The sequence below is a fragment of the Prevotella sp. lc2012 genome (genome assembly GCF_900107065.1).
GTDB lineage: Bacteria > Bacteroidota > Bacteroidia > Bacteroidales > Bacteroidaceae > Prevotella.
Map to the genome: position 1 here is coordinate 220,724 of NZ_FNUF01000002.1, position 17,056 is coordinate 237,779.

General features: G+C 52.5%; 8 protein-coding genes. 5 read left to right on the forward strand and 3 right to left on the reverse strand.

Features of this window, described 5'->3' with window-relative positions; all coding sequences use genetic code 11:
* Positions 1-48: 48 nt before the first annotated feature.
* From BLU99_RS04975 to BLU99_RS04990, 4 genes are read left to right on the forward strand one after another with little or no spacing between them, the layout of a single operon-like run.
* Positions 49-3,036: a SusC/RagA family TonB-linked outer membrane protein gene (locus tag BLU99_RS04975; protein ID WP_255397452.1), complete on the forward strand. Its 2,988-nt coding sequence runs from the start codon at positions 49-51 to the stop codon at positions 3,034-3,036.
* Between the two features lie 43 nt (positions 3,037-3,079).
* Positions 3,080-4,750 carry a RagB/SusD family nutrient uptake outer membrane protein gene (locus BLU99_RS04980; RefSeq protein ID WP_091900091.1) on the forward strand — a complete coding sequence of 557 codons (1,671 nt, stop codon included), beginning with the start codon at positions 3,080-3,082 and terminating at the stop codon, positions 4,748-4,750.
* Between the two features lie 36 nt (positions 4,751-4,786).
* The gene (locus tag BLU99_RS04985) at positions 4,787-5,785 is read left to right on the forward strand and encodes a DUF4859 domain-containing protein (protein ID WP_091900092.1); all 999 of its coding nucleotides are present in this window, start codon (positions 4,787-4,789) and stop codon (positions 5,783-5,785) included.
* A gap of 7 nt (positions 5,786-5,792) precedes the next feature.
* The gene (locus BLU99_RS04990) at positions 5,793-8,108 is read left to right on the forward strand and encodes a DUF6055 domain-containing protein (protein ID WP_091900394.1); all 2,316 of its coding nucleotides are present in this window, start codon (positions 5,793-5,795) and stop codon (positions 8,106-8,108) included.
* A gap of 756 nt (positions 8,109-8,864) precedes the next feature.
* Here BLU99_RS04990 and BLU99_RS04995 read toward each other — a convergent pair.
* Positions 8,865-9,311: a hypothetical protein gene (locus tag BLU99_RS04995; RefSeq protein WP_091900093.1), complete on the reverse strand. Its 447-nt coding sequence runs from the start codon at positions 9,309-9,311 to the stop codon at positions 8,865-8,867.
* A 731-nt stretch (positions 9,312-10,042) separates the two neighbouring features.
* Entirely contained in the window at positions 10,043-10,669 is a 627-nt protein-coding gene (locus tag BLU99_RS05005) for a hypothetical protein (RefSeq protein ID WP_091900095.1), read from the reverse strand.
* A 486-nt stretch (positions 10,670-11,155) separates the two neighbouring features.
* On the opposite strand from BLU99_RS05005, the gene BLU99_RS05010 reads away from it, so the two are divergent.
* Complete coding sequence (locus BLU99_RS05010; protein WP_091900395.1) at positions 11,156-15,085, forward strand: two-component regulator propeller domain-containing protein; 3,930 nt, start codon at positions 11,156-11,158, stop codon at positions 15,083-15,085.
* Here BLU99_RS05010 and BLU99_RS05015 read toward each other — a convergent pair.
* Positions 15,082-16,212: an N-acetyltransferase gene (locus BLU99_RS05015; RefSeq protein ID WP_091900096.1), complete on the reverse strand. Its 1,131-nt coding sequence runs from the start codon at positions 16,210-16,212 to the stop codon at positions 15,082-15,084. The two genes, BLU99_RS05010 and BLU99_RS05015, sit on opposite strands and share 4 nt — an antisense overlap.
* Between the last annotated feature and the right edge of the window lie 844 nt (positions 16,213-17,056).

The following is a 17,056-nucleotide window of genomic DNA, read 5'->3' on the forward strand; positions in this document are numbered from 1 at the left end:
CACAATATGTATAACAATAACATCAATAAACCTAAAAAACAGATTAGTATGAAGAAACATTTCTTATGTTTGCTCATGCTGAGCGGGGCATGTTTAACAGCCTACGCAGCAGAAGATCCACGGGCTGGCGAGCTCGGCTCGGGATCGGTCACTCAGCAAGGAGTCACCGTGAAGGGTGTCGTCAAGGACGCGAAAGGTGAGCCGATCATCGGAGCCACCGTCACCGAGAAAGGCACCAAGAACGCCACCGTCACCGACTTCGACGGCAACTACTCACTCAACGTGTCGAGCCGCAATGCCGTGCTCGTGGTCTCCTACATCGGCTTCGTTGCCCAGGAAGTCAAGGCTGGCGGCGATGTGACGCTCCAAGAAGACAACGCGCTGCTGAACGAAGTAGTCGTCATCGGTTATGGTACCCAGCGTAAGGGCGACATCACCTCTGCCATCACCAGCGTGAAGAGTGAGGACTTCGCACAGGGAAATATCCGCGATGCCGGTGATCTGATTAAAGGTAAGGTGGCCGGTCTGACCATCGCCAACGGCTCCGGCGACCCGAATGCGGCCTCCAGTATCCGTCTGCGCGGTATCATCTCACTCGAAGGCGGTAACTCCCCGCTCGTGCTCGTCGACGGTCTGGAGGGTAGCCTCAGCACCGTGGCACCCGAGAATATCGAAAGCATCGACGTGCTGAAAGACGCTTCCGCTGCCGCCATCTACGGTACCCGTGGTGCTGCCGGTGTGATTCTCATCACCACTAAAGCCGGCAAGCGTGAGGCACGTACCACCGCCAACTACAGCGGTTACCTCGCCCTGTCATCCTTCGGCAAGAAGCTCGACATGATGGATGGCTGCGATATCCGTGCCGGAAAGACCAACTATACCGATCGTGGTTACGACACCGACTGGCTCGATGCCGTATCGCGCACGGCCCTGACACACAACCACAACGTGAACATCAGCGGTGGCAACAAGAGCACCTCTTACAATGCCGACTTCACCTTCCGCGACCAACAGGGTGTGTTCATCAATACCTATGGCAAGGAGATGCGCTTCAACGGCGGTCTCTCCCACTGGATGTTCAACGACATACTGAAGCTGCAGTTCAATATCCTGAAACGCTGGCATGAGAACGGTCCCGTGGATGCAGCCGGCCAGATGGTCTACCGTCAGGCCCTGATGCGTAACCCCACAGAGCCTATCTACGGCGAGGATGGTGACTACTACGAAAACTTCGGTATCAACTACTACTACAATCCCGTCGGCATCCTGAAAGAGAAAAAGGGAGAGTGGAAGACCGAGACTACCCGTCTGACAGGAAACATCACCCTCGAGCCCATCAAGGGTTGGCAGACCAACCTGATGCTCAGCACCGAGCGCTATAATGCGCACGACGAGGGCTACTATACCTCCAAGCACTACGGTCAGAAGAACAGCTATACCACGGGCTATGCCACACATAGCTACGACTATAGTAAGACCGACAATCTGGAGCTGACCTCTACCTATAAGCACCAATGGGGCGATCACCGTTTCGAGGCACTCGTCGGCTATAGCTACCAATACGACATGGTGGAGGGCTTCAATGCCAACAATACCAACTTCCTGAACGACTTCTTCGAGTACAACAACCTCGGCGTTGGTCAGTACCTGAAGGAAGGAAAGGCAGGCATGGGAAGCTATAAGGAAGACGACAAGCTCGTTGGATTCTTCGGACGTGTCAGCTACGGCTTCAGCGATAAGTACAACGTACTGCTCTCCATCCGCCGCGAGGGATCTTCTAAGTTCGGTGCCAACCACAAGTGGGGTTCCTTCCCGTCAGCCTCTCTCGGATGGACCATCTCCAACGAGAAGTTCATGGAGGGCACCAAGTCGTGGCTCGACAACTTGAAACTACGCGCCGGCTACGGTGTGACGGGTGTCATCCCAACCCAGCGCTACCAGTCGCTGACCACCTGGGCTCTCGGCTCACCCTATTACTACGACAGCGGCACCTGGAAGCAAGGCTTGAAGGTCGACCAGAACCCGAACCCCGACCTGAAGTGGGAGAAGAGTACCGAGTATAATGTCGGTCTCGACTTCGCTGTGCTCGGCGAACGTATCTGGGGTACCATCGATGTCTATCGCAAGAAAACCGTTGATATGCTCTTCTGGTATGATGTACCTGTGCCACCAAACCTCTATAGCCAGACACTGGCCAACGTCGGTGAGATGCGCAACCAAGGTATCGAGGTAGCTATCAACGCCATCCCCGTCCGCACGAAGGATTTTGAGTGGAAGACCACAGCCACCTTCGCCCATAACGCCACGAAGCTGATCAGTCTGAGCAACGATCTCTACGAGACCGCCAACCGCCACTACGAGGCATGGCTCGGTGAGCCTATCAGCCTCTCCACGCAGATCATGGAAGTAGGCAAGCCCCTCGGACAGTGGTACGGTCTGAAGTCTGTTGGCGTCAGCGAGAACGGACTCTGGATGATTGAGAATCCGCAGACTGGCGAGGTTGTTGAGTTCAACGACAACATGCTGACCGACAAGGAGACCTGGTACCAGAACCTGGGCAATGCCATTCCCAAGGTGAACATCGGTTGGAGCAACACCTTCAAATATAAGGACTTCGATCTGAACATGCAGTTCACAGGCCAGTTCGGCTTCAAGATCCTGAACGAGGCCCGCGCCTACTATCAGAACAACGCCGTGACCTACAACCGCATGAAGGACGCTGCCGAGGCTCCCTACAGCGACGGGAATGTGTTGAAGCCCGCACAGAAGCAGACCTTCGTCAGCTACTACCTGAGCAATGGTAACTTCTTCAAGCTTTCAAACATCACCATAGGCTACAATGTTCCGCTGAAGGAGAACAAATACGTGAAGGCTATCCGTGCCTACGCATCAGCCGACAACGTGTTCACCATCACTTCCTACAACGGACTTGATCCGGAACTCACCAACTGGGATCCCCGGTACTCGGGTATCGACCAGCGCGACAAGTATCCGACCATCCATACCTTTACTTTCGGTCTTAATGTTACGTTCTAAAGTAATCATAAAGTTCAAAGTTTATAGTTCAAAGTTTATAGTTATGAAAGCAATATATAATAAAATCATCGTTTCCGCTATGGTGGGCGCTGCAGGTCTGACCATCGCCGGATGTACAGATTTGGACGAGACGATATACTCACGTATGGCCTCCGAGAAGTATGAGTTCACGGATGCCGACCTCGAAGCCACCATCGCCCCCGTATATAGCAGTCTGCGCGACGTATACTGGGGATGGTTCGGCATGGCCGACATCATGGACGAAAGCTCCGACGTGTGGGGCATTCCCAACCGTATCGGTATCGGCTGGGGCGACCTTTATATCTCCTTGCACAAACATGAGTTCAACTCAGGTATCGGACATTTCTCCGTGAACTGGGGTAACAACTATGCTGGCGTCAACGCCTGCAACCAGATTCTTGCCAACGAACAGGTGTCTGGCAGTGAGCTCATCAAGGCACAGGTACGCGCCTATCGCGCCATGTACTACTACAACCTTTTCGACCTGTTCCGTAATATCCCACTCGACACCACCTTCGTGCATCCCGACGGTTGGACACCTGAACAGGCAGCTCCCGAGGTGACCTATCAATGGATTGAGCGTGAGTTGAAAGACGTGGCAGAGCACTGTGGCGAGGACGTGTCACTCGGTAAGCTCAGCAAATATGCGGCATATATGCAGTTGGCCAAGCTTTATCTGAACCACGACGCGTGGTTCCCCGAGGCCAAGGATCCTTCCTACTACCAGAAATGTATCGACTGTCTGAACATCATCATCAACTCGGGTAAGTTCGCCTTGGCTCCCAACTACAGCGACAACTTCATGGAGGATATCTCTACCTCGCCCGAGATTATCTTTGGTATCGTGTTCGAGAATAAGTATGCCAGCGGTAACTTCATGGCCAACCTCTGGATCCACAACGCAGGCCGCGCCCGTTGGAACTTCTCGGGTTGGGCAACAGGCGGTGGTATCGTCTATCCGCAATTCCTCGACATCTATGAGGAGGGCGACACCCGCCTGGAAAACTGTTGGACCGGTGGTCCGCAGTATGCCCTCGACGGCAGTCCCATCCTGCTTGACGGTGAGCCTCTCGACTACACCCGTGAACTCCACAGCATTGACAACCCTGGCTGCTATCCGATGGAGAGCTGGCGACTGGTGAAGTATGAGATCAAGAGCGGTGACTTCGGTTCGAGCTATGACGACGTGCCCTACTACCGTTATGCCGACGCCCTGCTGATGAAGGCAGAGTGCCTGCTCCGCTTAGGCGGCTACAACGGTGAGACCGAGGACGATGCTGCAGCCCTGGTTACTCAGGTGCGTGCCCGTAACTTCAAGGCCGACCCGGCCAAAGCCAAGGTGACGGCAGCCCAACTAAAGGGAGGCAGTAAGTACAACTACGGTCACCGTGAGAATACTGGTGAGCTCGGTGGCGAGGACCACTGGGTAGAGAAATACCAAGGTGGCGACGATATCGAACTGGGCGGACTGCTCGACGAACTGGCTCGTGAGTTCGTGTGCGAGGCACACCGCCGCGACGACATCATCCGTTTCATGATCAAGGGTACGAATATGAACGTGTACTGCGGCAAGTCGTGGTTCTGCAAGGATCCCGAGGCCGACCGCCATACCGACATGTTCCCCATCCCACAGGATGCCCTTGACGGCAACCCCAAGCTGAAGCAGAACCCAGGCTACACAGCTGCGAATTAAGACCACAAATTACACTAATTTCACGAATTCAAAGTTATGAAAAAGAACATATTATATATAGCAATGGCTTGCATCGCCTTGGGTTTCACTGCCTGTAGCGACGACCCAGAGGATGCTGTCAGCAAGCACGTCTATGGCCCCGACGAGTCGCCCTATCTCCGTGCGGATGCCGATGCCACCATTTCCTTGAACGCGGAGTTCCGCAAGGGACATGTCACTCCAAAGACCGTCTATCTGAAGGACTATGCCGAGCAGATTCAGACCAAGATGAAGATGACGGTCGACGATATGCTGGCTGGCATCGAGTCGGGCAAGGTGGCGTTCCACAGCATCAACACAGCTCGTGGTATCTGGGATATGAGTGCCATGACCAAAGGCGATGGCTGGTGGTATAATAACAATGGCGCTGTCGTTGGCAACGACGGTGTGGCCAGCATCGAACTCGACAAGGCGGCCAAGGCTCTCGTCCTGAACGTGCCCGAAGGGTCTGCCGCAGGTCTCTCGATGGCGGCCAACGTCGGTTTTGCTGTTGTGAACGGCAAGGACTACGACCAGTATGTCCGTTTTACTGTCAACTTCTCTATTACCGACCCCGGCACGATCATTCAGGATATCATCATTCCCGCCGGCGACTATGCAAGCTACGAGTTCGATCTCACGTCTATTGAGAATGCCATCAATGCATGTTTCGGTATGACGTCGGCAGACTTCATCGCAACGATAGCAGATACAGAAAACGATATCGCCATGTACCTTGCTGACGACAACGGCAATTGGGATACATCATCCGGCTATACAGCCGGTGGTATTGGTCTCTGGGTTGACGTAGACCATAAGGTATGTAACTGGAGTGGTAACGGCTATGCTGCTGGTAACTTCTACTATATTGAGACTCACGCTGACGACAAGACCGTCGGCATCGGCCGTGCCCCCGGTGTACCTTCCGGCACGAAAGCCAAAATACACTTTGTCTATGCAAGCAAGAGTGATGCCACCAGATTTGTAGAGTTTGTATTAAATGCCACATTTGAATAACTATCATATGAAGAATCTATCCAGACTCATGAGCAAGAGCGCCCTCGTCGCGCTCTTCGCTCTCGGTATCTCCGCCTGTACCGATGATGACGACGTGATCGTCGGCAACATCACCATTGCGGAGAGTGAACTGAATAAGACCGTCGAGTGGGACGAGGTGGAGAGCTCCATCACGTTCACCGCCAACAGCGACTGGACGGCTAGTGTCAGCGACGTGACCACCCGAGCCGCCAACACCAAGATCGAATGGCTCACGCTGACCGTGAACTCGGGCAATGCCGGAGAGGTGAAGATGCCGTTCTGTCTGAAGAAGAACGACTCCGAGTTCTACCGCGACGCACAGATAGAGATCCGCTGCGGCGACAAGACCTCGGTGATCAACGTCCACCAGAACCAGAACCCCGACGCCGTCCACACGATGGACCGCTCACAGGTCGAGAACTTCGACAAGTACATCTGTCCGGGCACTTGGAACGAGGGCTTCGAGCGCGGTGTCGACCATATGCTGCGCGACGATGCCAAGTGGTCATTCTGGCGCATGAAGCAGAGTGAGCACTTCTTCGTGTTCTGGGAGCCAGGCTTCGGCTACGACCCTAACGGCAGCGATGTGCCTGCCGCCCTGCGCGTCAATATCGACGACCTGCTGCAGAAGGCAGAGCAGTTCTATACCACCAACGTGGAGAAGTTGAAGATGGTGACCGTGGGTCAGGGCAAGAGCAACCTCGACAAATATAAGATGCAGATCTACCTGCTCTATCAGGAGGACTGGCTCGCCACAGGCTCTGGCTATGACAACCAGATCGGTGCCCTCTGGGTGAACCCCTCTACCTGTCAGCCTGTCGGCTCGACCATCGCCCATGAGATCGGCCATTCGTTCCAGTACCAGGCAGGCTGCGACAAGCTGCTCAACGGTCAGGCCGAGGAGACAGCCTATGGCATGAACGGCGGTTTCCGCTATGGCTTCGGCGCCAATGGTGCCGGCGGCTGCGCCTACTGGGAGCAGTGCGCCCAGTGGCAGTCGTTCCAGGACTATCCCGAGGAGTGCTTCACACAGGATGCCAACGTCTCTGTATGGCTCCGCTCGCACCACCGTCACTTCAACCACGAGTTCATGCGCTATGCCTCCTACTGGCTGCCTTACTACCTGACACAGAAGCATGGTATCGAGGCCTACGGACGCATCTGGCAGGAGAGCACTTTCCCCGAGGATCCCATCCAAGCCTACGCCCGTCTGTTCTGTGCCGGCGACATGGAGAAGTTCTACGATGAGTACTACGACTATGCTGCCCGCTGCGTGAACTACGACTTCGACGCCGTACACCAGTATCTCGGTCAGAACAGCAATGCGACAAACTACACAACCAATATGCTGCCGAAGGACGGCGGCTTCCAGCCCACCTACGATAACTGTCCTGGTACGACGGGCTTCAACGCCATCGAGCTGAACATCCCCGCCGCAGGTACGGTGGTGAAGGCCGACCTGAAGGCGGTAGCCCCAGGCAGTGCGCTCGTCAGCGGCGATGCCGGTAAGGTGGTCGATGGCGATGGTCATGCCATCAGCACAGTGACCACCTACAACCAGCAGTCCAACACCTCGTCGGCCTACCGTATCGGCTTCGTGGCTGTCAGCGGCGGCAAGGCCACCTATGGCACAATGGCCAAGGGAAAGAATGCTGTGGCAGAGATGAAGGTGCCGGCCGGCACCGACAAGCTCTACCTCGTAGTCGTGGCCACCCCGACAGACTACCAGCGTCAGGGTTGGGACGACGACGAGACCAACGACCAGCAGTGGCCTTACAACGTGAAGTTCGAGAACACGGGTGTGAAGGGCTTCGTCGAGATTCCAGCCGGCAGTCCAGAGGATGTCGCCCTCACCTTCGACCTGAACGGTCTTGATGCGGCCTACGAAGGATATCAGGTTGCAGAGATCGACCTGCTCGGCGAGGGTCTCATCGAACAGATGGCCAAGGCCTTCCGACTGCAGCCCGCAGAGATTCTCGGAGCCATGGCACAGCGCGCCGACGATAAGGTCGTGCCCGAGGAAGGCAAGGTAGCCGTCGGTCTGACACAGCCCGATGGTACCATCAGCTACGCCTGCAGCACGAACGCCATCGGCCCATGGATCAATGCCGAGGGCATGGCCGCCACCTGGGGCGAGGGCCAGCTCTATTATGAGTATAGTGGCACCAGCTACCTCTTCCCCGTCGGCTTCAAGCCCGGCACTGTGGAGGCCGGCAAGACCTATACGATGAAGCCCACCTTCGTCTATACCAAGGACGGCAAGGAGTACAAGGCAGTCATCACTCTGAATCTACACTTCTAATATAATAAATTGTTTAGGTACCTTGTTTTTTAGGTCGTTGGGGGCGGCAGATAGGATTCCTTCAGGAGAATCCATCGGGCCGCCCCCGTTTTTTGGTGATAGAGAATCGTTATATGATGTCAGTCTGATGCAGACGATTCTCTTTTTCTCATATACAATTAGACGAGATATTCGAAGGGACAAACACGATATATCTTGACAAACGCCCCCTCATAACTCGCATGGAGATCAGAAACGATGGAATGAGAGGTGTAGGCGCGAGTTTTGGGCCGCCTTTATAATTAACTGATAATAAGACGATTACAACTACACAAGAACGAGGTGGGATCTTTCCTTCAAAGAGATAGGCCCTGTGAGTCGTGGAGATAGGGTTTACGAGTGAAAGAGATAATCCCTTATAGGGTATGGAGATGATCTCCTTCACTCGTAAGTGCCATTCCTTACCGTCGTGGAGATAATCTCCTTGACTGTTAGAAGCCACCCCTACCCAAAGGAGCCCCCATCTCTACGCCGAACAGGGGAAAAAGGGACTAAAAGTCCCCCTCATTTTTTCTAGTTCACAACTCCAGACGAACACTTTTTTAGGCACTTTTTCATGACAAACCAATGCGGTCCCTGAGCCTGTCGAAGGGACAAAGGAAAAAAGGTCGGAACAAACCGGGAGTTTCATGTCGGCAAAGTGACAGAAACCAGGCAACCCCGAATGCTTACAACCAGGGCACTTCAGGGTCAGCATCATTAATTACGCTCTTTTTCTTATTCCTTGCTATTATACACTGACGTCTCAATTCTGACTTGAGACGTTACAGTATAACACAAGTTCAATGAGGGCATCTCATATTCCCAATTATTGACAGAAAGGAACTCTTTACGATTCTCTTTTTCTGTATATAGCCATAATTCGTAATTGCCACCAAAGAGAATTCCTAGATTCAGATTCTCTTCGACCAATTTCACATCAAGTACCCTTTTACCTTTCAGCATATTTGCCACTACTGCCATCTTCCCAATCACAGGAGTATCGTCATCCTCAGAACATGCGATTAGTTCTTCACCACAACTAATTTCCCAATACCTCCATGCCCATATTGCAGAATCATTATCGAATTTTAGTAAAAGGATACTACTTGCCCCACCGCCAGTATTACTACTCACGACATAATTACCAATAAGTGCTCGCAAACCTGCAACAATTCTTTCCATATTATTTTCCAAAAAGTGAATATATCAAATCCCCTATCTCATGATAGCCATAACCTTGATGACTGACCTCGTCGTGTATAATTCTTCTCTCCATTAGTGTAAAGGAATTACTACCTTTGTCCTTGACACATAGACGGTATTCTTCTTTATATGCTTACATTTTTTCCATATGTTTTTTGTCTTTTTTATCGACTGTATAATGACATTGTCTATAACCGGATTCTTTTCATATGCTTCTCTCCTTAATAATCGAACTTCTACTATTCTCATCTTATTTGAGAACAAAATAGAATAAACGACAGAAGCATAAGGTTCAAACTCTTTACATCCGTCCCAGTTAGACCATAAGTCATATTGATTACGCATAATAAGAGAATCTAGTTCCTCCTTTTCACACATGAGATCTTTTCTCGTTGTAACCTCTATAGAATGGCCGTCGTTATCAATATAATGCATAACATTTCTTATCGTATCTGTCATGAGCCATATATTGCCATCTGCATCCCTTGCAACTCTTTCTTGTGAAAAAGAAGGAATACAAAAACAAAATGTGAATACAAAATAAACAATAATCCTAGTAAACATGATTAAGTCTTTTACTCATTAATGTCGCTCTCCCATGAACAAAAGGATCGACGCCCCGGTTGACCATGACAAGAAGGTCGCATAATACTGACAACAACAGTCTTCTCTTCATCAATTTATCATATTAATGCAGTATACTATTTACATTATAAGAACAAATCCCTTCGTTCTTGAAATACACGCGATACATAGTCCATCTGGAATTCCCCCTTTTCCTTAATGATTACACGAAATATGAATGTTTGAAACAAGTGCTTATGAAATTCATCATAGCTGGACAGGTAATTCATGTCCCACTCATTACAGGCTTTAAAAAAATCTTTCCTATATTCATCTAACTCATCAAACTGACGTACATACACCGTATCAGCTGAATCAGAGTTCTTTCTTCTATATGTATAAAAATTGCCTATATGGTCTTTTTTCCAAAAATAAAGACGAGGAGATTCGCGATTACATCTTACATCCTGTACAAAAATTAAAGTATCACCAACTTGATGACGAGGATATAAAGCTCTGATTTCTTTTTCACCATTCAGTTTCCTGTATATTTCTATAGCTGCAGACATATCATTAGCTTCATAACACTCTATAACATCTCTTAATCCGATTTCTTTCATGGAATCCACAATAGCCGTCCATAAAATAGATGTCGAGTCTTCATCAACAAGGGTTGCATCCACACTATCTGCCGCACGTGAAGATGTACCGGTTGAAGAAATCGTACAACCCATAAAAGAACTTATCAATAATATGACTAATGTTTTCTTCATCTTCGTCTAGGTTTTTAATCTATTCAAATCGTGATGGCGGGCGCCGTGGTCGTAGGTGTTCAGGCCAAGCGTGCCGTCGAACTCCTTATTGTAGGTGACATTCATCTGCAATCCCATGCGATTTATGGTTGATATCAGCGGCAAATATAGGCAATTTGTCTGAGACCACCAAATCTGTGAGGTAATTTGTGGGGATCGTTTCTTGGATAAGTCAAGCGAGCGGTTCTCCCTTCGACAAGCTCAGGGACCGCAGGGCAACCGCAGGATCAGGGATCGCTGGAGCGGTTCTCCCTTCGACAGGCTCAGGGACTGCTGGGCAACCACAGGATCAAGGACCGCTGGGGGAGACTTCGACAGGCCGTTCTACGAACGCTCTTAGGGGCAGTTTTTTAGGACAAACGGAGGCGCATCGAGTTATTGTTGTACGTCGAAAAAACGAGCGAAACACTTGGTTTTCTCGGATATTTTCTATATTTTTGCACAATGATGAGACGACTGTTACTACTGCCCATCACTCTGTTGTTCCTCTTGCCTGTGATGGCAATGGGAGACTACCGCTATCGGAACATCACGATGAACGACGGATTGACCTCAAATGCCGTCCGTAACATCGTGCAAGACAAGTATGGCTTCATCTGGTTCGGGACGGACAACGGGCTCTGTCGCTACGACGGTACAAAGGTGCTGCCGCTACGCATCGCCGCGCTCGGCATCAACCAATATGTGTCGGCCCTGCTGGCCGGCGACGACGGCATCTACATCGGTACGGAGAAAGGCGTGTTCCGCCTGCCCTTCGAGCGACAGATGTTCGAGCGACTGCCAATGGATATCCATTCGGCAGTGACCTCGCTGGCGACAGACAAAGGAGAGGGACTCTGGATATCAACGATGGCGAACGGTGTGTGGCGCTACGACCTGAAGACAGGACAGACGAGGCACTATGACTTCAAGACCATCGGCAGTGCCGTGGCTCAGGTACTCGTCGACCACGGCAACCAGGTGTGGACCATCACCAACTGGGGGGCTCCGACCGTCCAGAAGCTGAACCGTCTGCACGACAGGTTCGAGGCCGTCGACCTATCCTATAACGGGAACTATAACGCGTTGCGGATGCTACAGACCCGTGACGGACGGATCTGGATAGGCACGTGGGAGCAGGGACTGCTGCTGATGCACAGCGACGGACGACTGGAGCAGGTGCTCAACCCCGTCGCGACCAAGGTTGGCTCGCATATCCACACACTGCTTGAGAGGACACACGCTGGTGACGGCACCTCAGAGGGGCGGGCAGACGACTATATCTGCATCGGCTGCGACGACGGTGTGATATGCTTCAACCCGAAGACCAGAGAGTGGTGGCGACTGATAGACGGTCAGCGGCTGACCGACCGCTTCGTCTATGCCCTCATGAACGACACGGAGAACGGCACCTGGATTGGCACCTATTACGGTGGCGTGAACTACATCTCGCCTGTAGGCAAGCGCTTCGAGGCGTTCTCCATGGAGTCGGGACTGGCAGGAAACGTGATCTCACGTTTCTGTGAGGACAGGCAGGGCCATGTATGGATTGCCAGCGATGACGGTGGACTGATGTGCTACTCGCCACGAGAGCAGCGCTTCGTCGACTATCCGCACCGCGATATCCTGTCGCGCCAGAACACACATGCCCTGTGCTTCTGGGGCAGTGAGCTGTGGATAGGCACCTATACCAGCGGTGTACTGGTACTCAACACGGAGACCGGTGCCCTGAGACAGTATATGCAGACCACCGACCCCCACTCGCTCGACAACTCCAGCAGCTACGCTATCTACAACGACACGCAGGGACAGATCTGGGTGGCAACGATGGAAGGACTGAACCGTTACGACCGCACGGACAACCGGTTTGAGCGTATCGGAAAGGTGAGCTCACTGACCATCGACATCGACGAGGACCGCTACGGCAACCTGTGGCTGTCGACACAGGGCAGCGGACTGTGGAAATACGACACCAGGCACAAGACGTTCAGACAATACCTGCACGACGATAACGACCCTCACTCCCTGGCCGACAACCAGGTGAACTGCACATATGTCGACGAGAGCGGTCGGCTATGGATCGGCACACTGGGCGGACTCTGCCGCTACGACGAGGGCAAAGACCGCTTTATCAGCGCCAGCCTCGACGTGCCCAACCACAACGTCATGGGCATCATCGAAGAGCAGGGTGCCTTGTGGCTCTCGACAGAACGGGGCATCATCAAATACGTGCCCAACGGTGACGTGCAGCGGTTCACCCTCCACGACGGACTGGTGAGCGAGCAGTTCCAGCCGAACTCGGGCATCAAGGCCAGCGACGGCCGTATCTACTTCGGCACCACCAGCGGCTTCAACACCTTCCTGCCTTACCAGATCAAGACCAACAGCATGATGCCGCCCGTCTATATCACCTCGCTCCAGATCATGAACCGTGAGGAGCATACCTACGACGGACTGCCTCTGGACCTCTCGCAGACCAAGGAGCTGGCACTCGGCTATAACGACGCACAGATGCTCACCCTCTCGTTTGCCTCACTGAGCTACTGCTCACCGGGGAAAAACCAGTATGCCTATATGATGGAAGGGTTCGACAACGACTGGAACTACGTGGGCAACCAGAACCAGGCCACCTACACGAACCTGCCTGCCGGCACCTATATCTTCCACGTGAAGGCCACGAACAACGACGGTATCTGGTCGTCGAACGAGGCGACGCTCCGCATCGTGGTACACCCGCCATTCTGGTGGAGCTGGTATGCCAAGGTCATCTATCTCCTGCTGGCAGGCGCCATCATCTGGTACTACATGCACACCCGTCTCCGTAGGGCCGAGCGCCAGCATCAGCGCGAGCTACAGCGGCTGAGCGAGGAAAAAGAGAAGGAGGTGCGCGAGGCTCGTCTGAACTTCTTCACGATGATTGCTCACGAGATACGCACCCCGGTATCGCTGATCATCGGTCCTCTGGAGAAGCTGAAGGACTCTAAGGTCGAGGGACTGGACATCATCGACCGCAACGCCCACCGTCTGCTGGAACTGGTGAACCAGCTACTCGACTTCCGTAAGGTGGAACAGCAGAGTCTGGCCATGCATTTCGCCCCACAGAATATCCACCACCTGGTGCAGTCGGTCAGCGAGCGCTTCGCCCCCACCTTCGAACAAGGCGGCAAACGGTTTACGGTAACCTATCCCGACGAGCACTTCACGGCCATCATCGACAGGGAGGCGGTGACGAAGGTCATCAGCAACCTGTTGACGAATGCGAACAAATACACCAAGGACGATGTGCGACTGACCTGCGAGGTGGAGCCCGACGGATCGCACTTCCGCATCGAGGTGACCGATAACGGCGTAGGGATTCGCGAGGAAGACCGCCAGCGGATCTTCGATCCGTTCTTCCAGGCGCAGGACAACAAGCCCGGCACAGGCATCGGACTGAACATCGTGAAGAACATCGTGGACCAGCATCATGGCTCGATCAGCGTCACCTCCGAGGTGGGCAAGGGCAGCACCTTCACCGTCATCCTGCCAGTGGGACAAGCCGCGGATGACAGGCAGCAGTTTGCGGATGAAGACTCTGAGGTGTCTGACGGGCTTGTCAGCAGATCATCTGTCAACAGCAGACAGACGGTCTACATGTCTTCTGACCAACGGCAGACCATGCTCATCGTCGACGACTCGGAAGATATGGTCACCTTCCTCAGCAATAACTTCCGCTACAAATACGAGGTCATCACGGCCGGCGACGGCATCGAGGCCCTGGAACGGCTCTCCAAGCATGAGGTGGACATCATCATCAGCGACTGGATGATGCCAAGGATGGACGGAGCAGAGTTCTGTCGCCGGGTGCGCCTTGACCCGCAGACCAGTCATATCCCGTTTGTCATGCTCACCGCCAAGACCGACGATGACTCGAAGATCGAGGGTATGGACGTTGGTGCCGATACTTATATAGAAAAGCCTTTCTCACCGCAATACCTGGATGCCTGCATCCGGAATATGCTGGAGATGCGGCACCGCCTCAGGGAGCGGTTCTCCAGTCAACCGCTGGAGCCGGTGACGGAGATCGCCATCACCCCGACGGACAACGCGTTCCTGACAAGGATGAACCAGTTGATCGAGGAGAACTTCTCTAACTCAGAACTCAACGTGAACTTCCTCGCTGAGCAACTGAATATCAGTCGAAGCGGTCTGTTCGCAAAGATTAAGACGCTTGCCGACGTGACACCCAACGAGATGATACAGATCGTAAGACTGAAAAAAGCCGCCCAACTGTTGAAGGACGGCAGGTATCAGGTAGGAGAGGTCGCCTATATGGTAGGCTTCTCAAACCCCTCTTATTTCTCGAAATGCTTCCATAAGCAGTTTGGCATCAAGCCGGGCGAGTTCGCCCAAGGCTAGAAGCGCTTCCTATAACAACGATGCCGACGGTGCTGTGTACTCTCCAGATACTGCCACTGAGAGAGAACACCCTCGTTGGTCTCCATCTGCGGTCCTGTCTCCGCCCACTCAAACCCATAACGACGGAACTGTCGGATCAGGTCGTCGAAGATCAGCGCATTAGCACCCTTCGAGCGGTATTCTGGCAGAACTCCGATGAGCAGCAGGTCGACGACGTTTGTCTTATGCCATTTCAGGATCTTCAGTAGCTGCCACCAACCAAAGGGAAGGAAGCGGCCGTCGCGTGTCTTCTGTAAGGCACGGGAGAACGAAGGGAAGGTGACGCCGAAGCCCACCATCTTGTCGCCGTCCATGACTGCCGTCACCAGATTAAGGTCTGCGATCTTGATATAGTCGTTGACAAGCTTGTCTATCTGCGCGTCTGAGAGCTGACTGAACCCGTAAAGGTCCTTATAAGTAGCATTGAGCAGCTCGAATACCTGGCGCCCATAGCCCTCGTCGACCAGTTCCCGTCGTGTGAACTTATGCACCCGGAGGTGATAGCGGTTGCTCACCATCTCTGTGACCTTCGCGAACTTCGCCGGAACCACCTCTGGTATCTTTATCTTACACTCCACATAGTCATTATCCTTCGTGAAGCCACCCATATGCTCCATATGTTGCGGATAATAAGGGTAGTTATAGTTGATGTACATCGTGGAGAGCTGATCGAAACCGTCGACAAGCATGCCCTCACGATCGGTATCAATGAAGCCAAGCGGACCGGCGATCTCTTGCATGCCACGCTGCCTACCCCAGTCCTCTACGGTCTGCAGCAATGCTGTCGACACCGCCTCGTCATCGATGAAATCGAACCAGCCGAATCGCACCTGATGGGTGTTCCATCGTTCGTTGGCACGATAATTGATGATCGCCGCCACACGACCCACAATCCGTCCGTCCTTATAAGCCAGGAAATAGGCCGCCTCACAGCACTCAAACGAGGGATTCTTATCCTGTTGAAGTGCCGACATCTCCTCAGAGAAGAGATAAGGCACCGCATACTTGTTGCCACGATACAAATCATAATAGAACTGAACAAACTGTCTCAGTTCCTGCCGGGTCTTTACTTCACGGATCTCTATCATTAGTCTAGGAACAACTACTAATAAAACTCATAGTCCCACTTTTGGTTTCCTATGTTGAGTGCAAATTTACGAAAAGTCGAGCGCAAAACAAAGAAACTCGTTTCTTTTTTTTGCCGAGACAAAGTAATTTCGCCATCTATGATGGCAAAGATACTAAAAACGAGTGAGATGTAAAAGGAAAACATGTTTTCCTTTTACATAGGGTTCTCCCTCTCTTCATTTTCTTTCTGTCACCAGAAAGAAAACCGAAGCAAAAGAAAGAGTGCGAAAACGTCCTGAGCTCGGAGGCCGGTTGTCCGATTTTAGTAGCCACTCAATGCGCTCGAGCTCTGCTCGCTTGGCTTGTCCAAGAACTCGCTTCGCTCAGACAGCATTTCGTATTTCGTTCCTTGGCTCTTTTCCCGAGCCAAGACTCAATATGGCTCCGAAAATAGGACACCCTCTAAAGACCTCCTCGTGCGGAGTGTTTTCGATTTAGCCTAGCGGTCCCTGAGCTTGTCGAAGGGAAAACCGCAGAGTGTCCTCGAAGAAACTGTGCGCAGCCAAGAAAAGATCACGCCAGACCTTTGATGGTCTGAGCGTACCATAATGTAAGAGCGACAGGAGGAGCGGTTAAGTCTCCCAATATAGGGGGAACTGATGGAACAGCGAGAGGAGAGGCAAGTTCTACTTGAACTCTCCCGAGGCGTGACAGAAGTCGACCGAAGGTCAGGTTTAGTGGGGGGGATGCTTCTTTTGGTTCTTTTCTTCGCGCCGAAGAAAAAGAACAGATAGCAGGATGCAATCCTGCAAAATTGCCGCCTCTTACTAAGAGGCTCTAATCTTCGCTTCGAAGAAAGAGAAG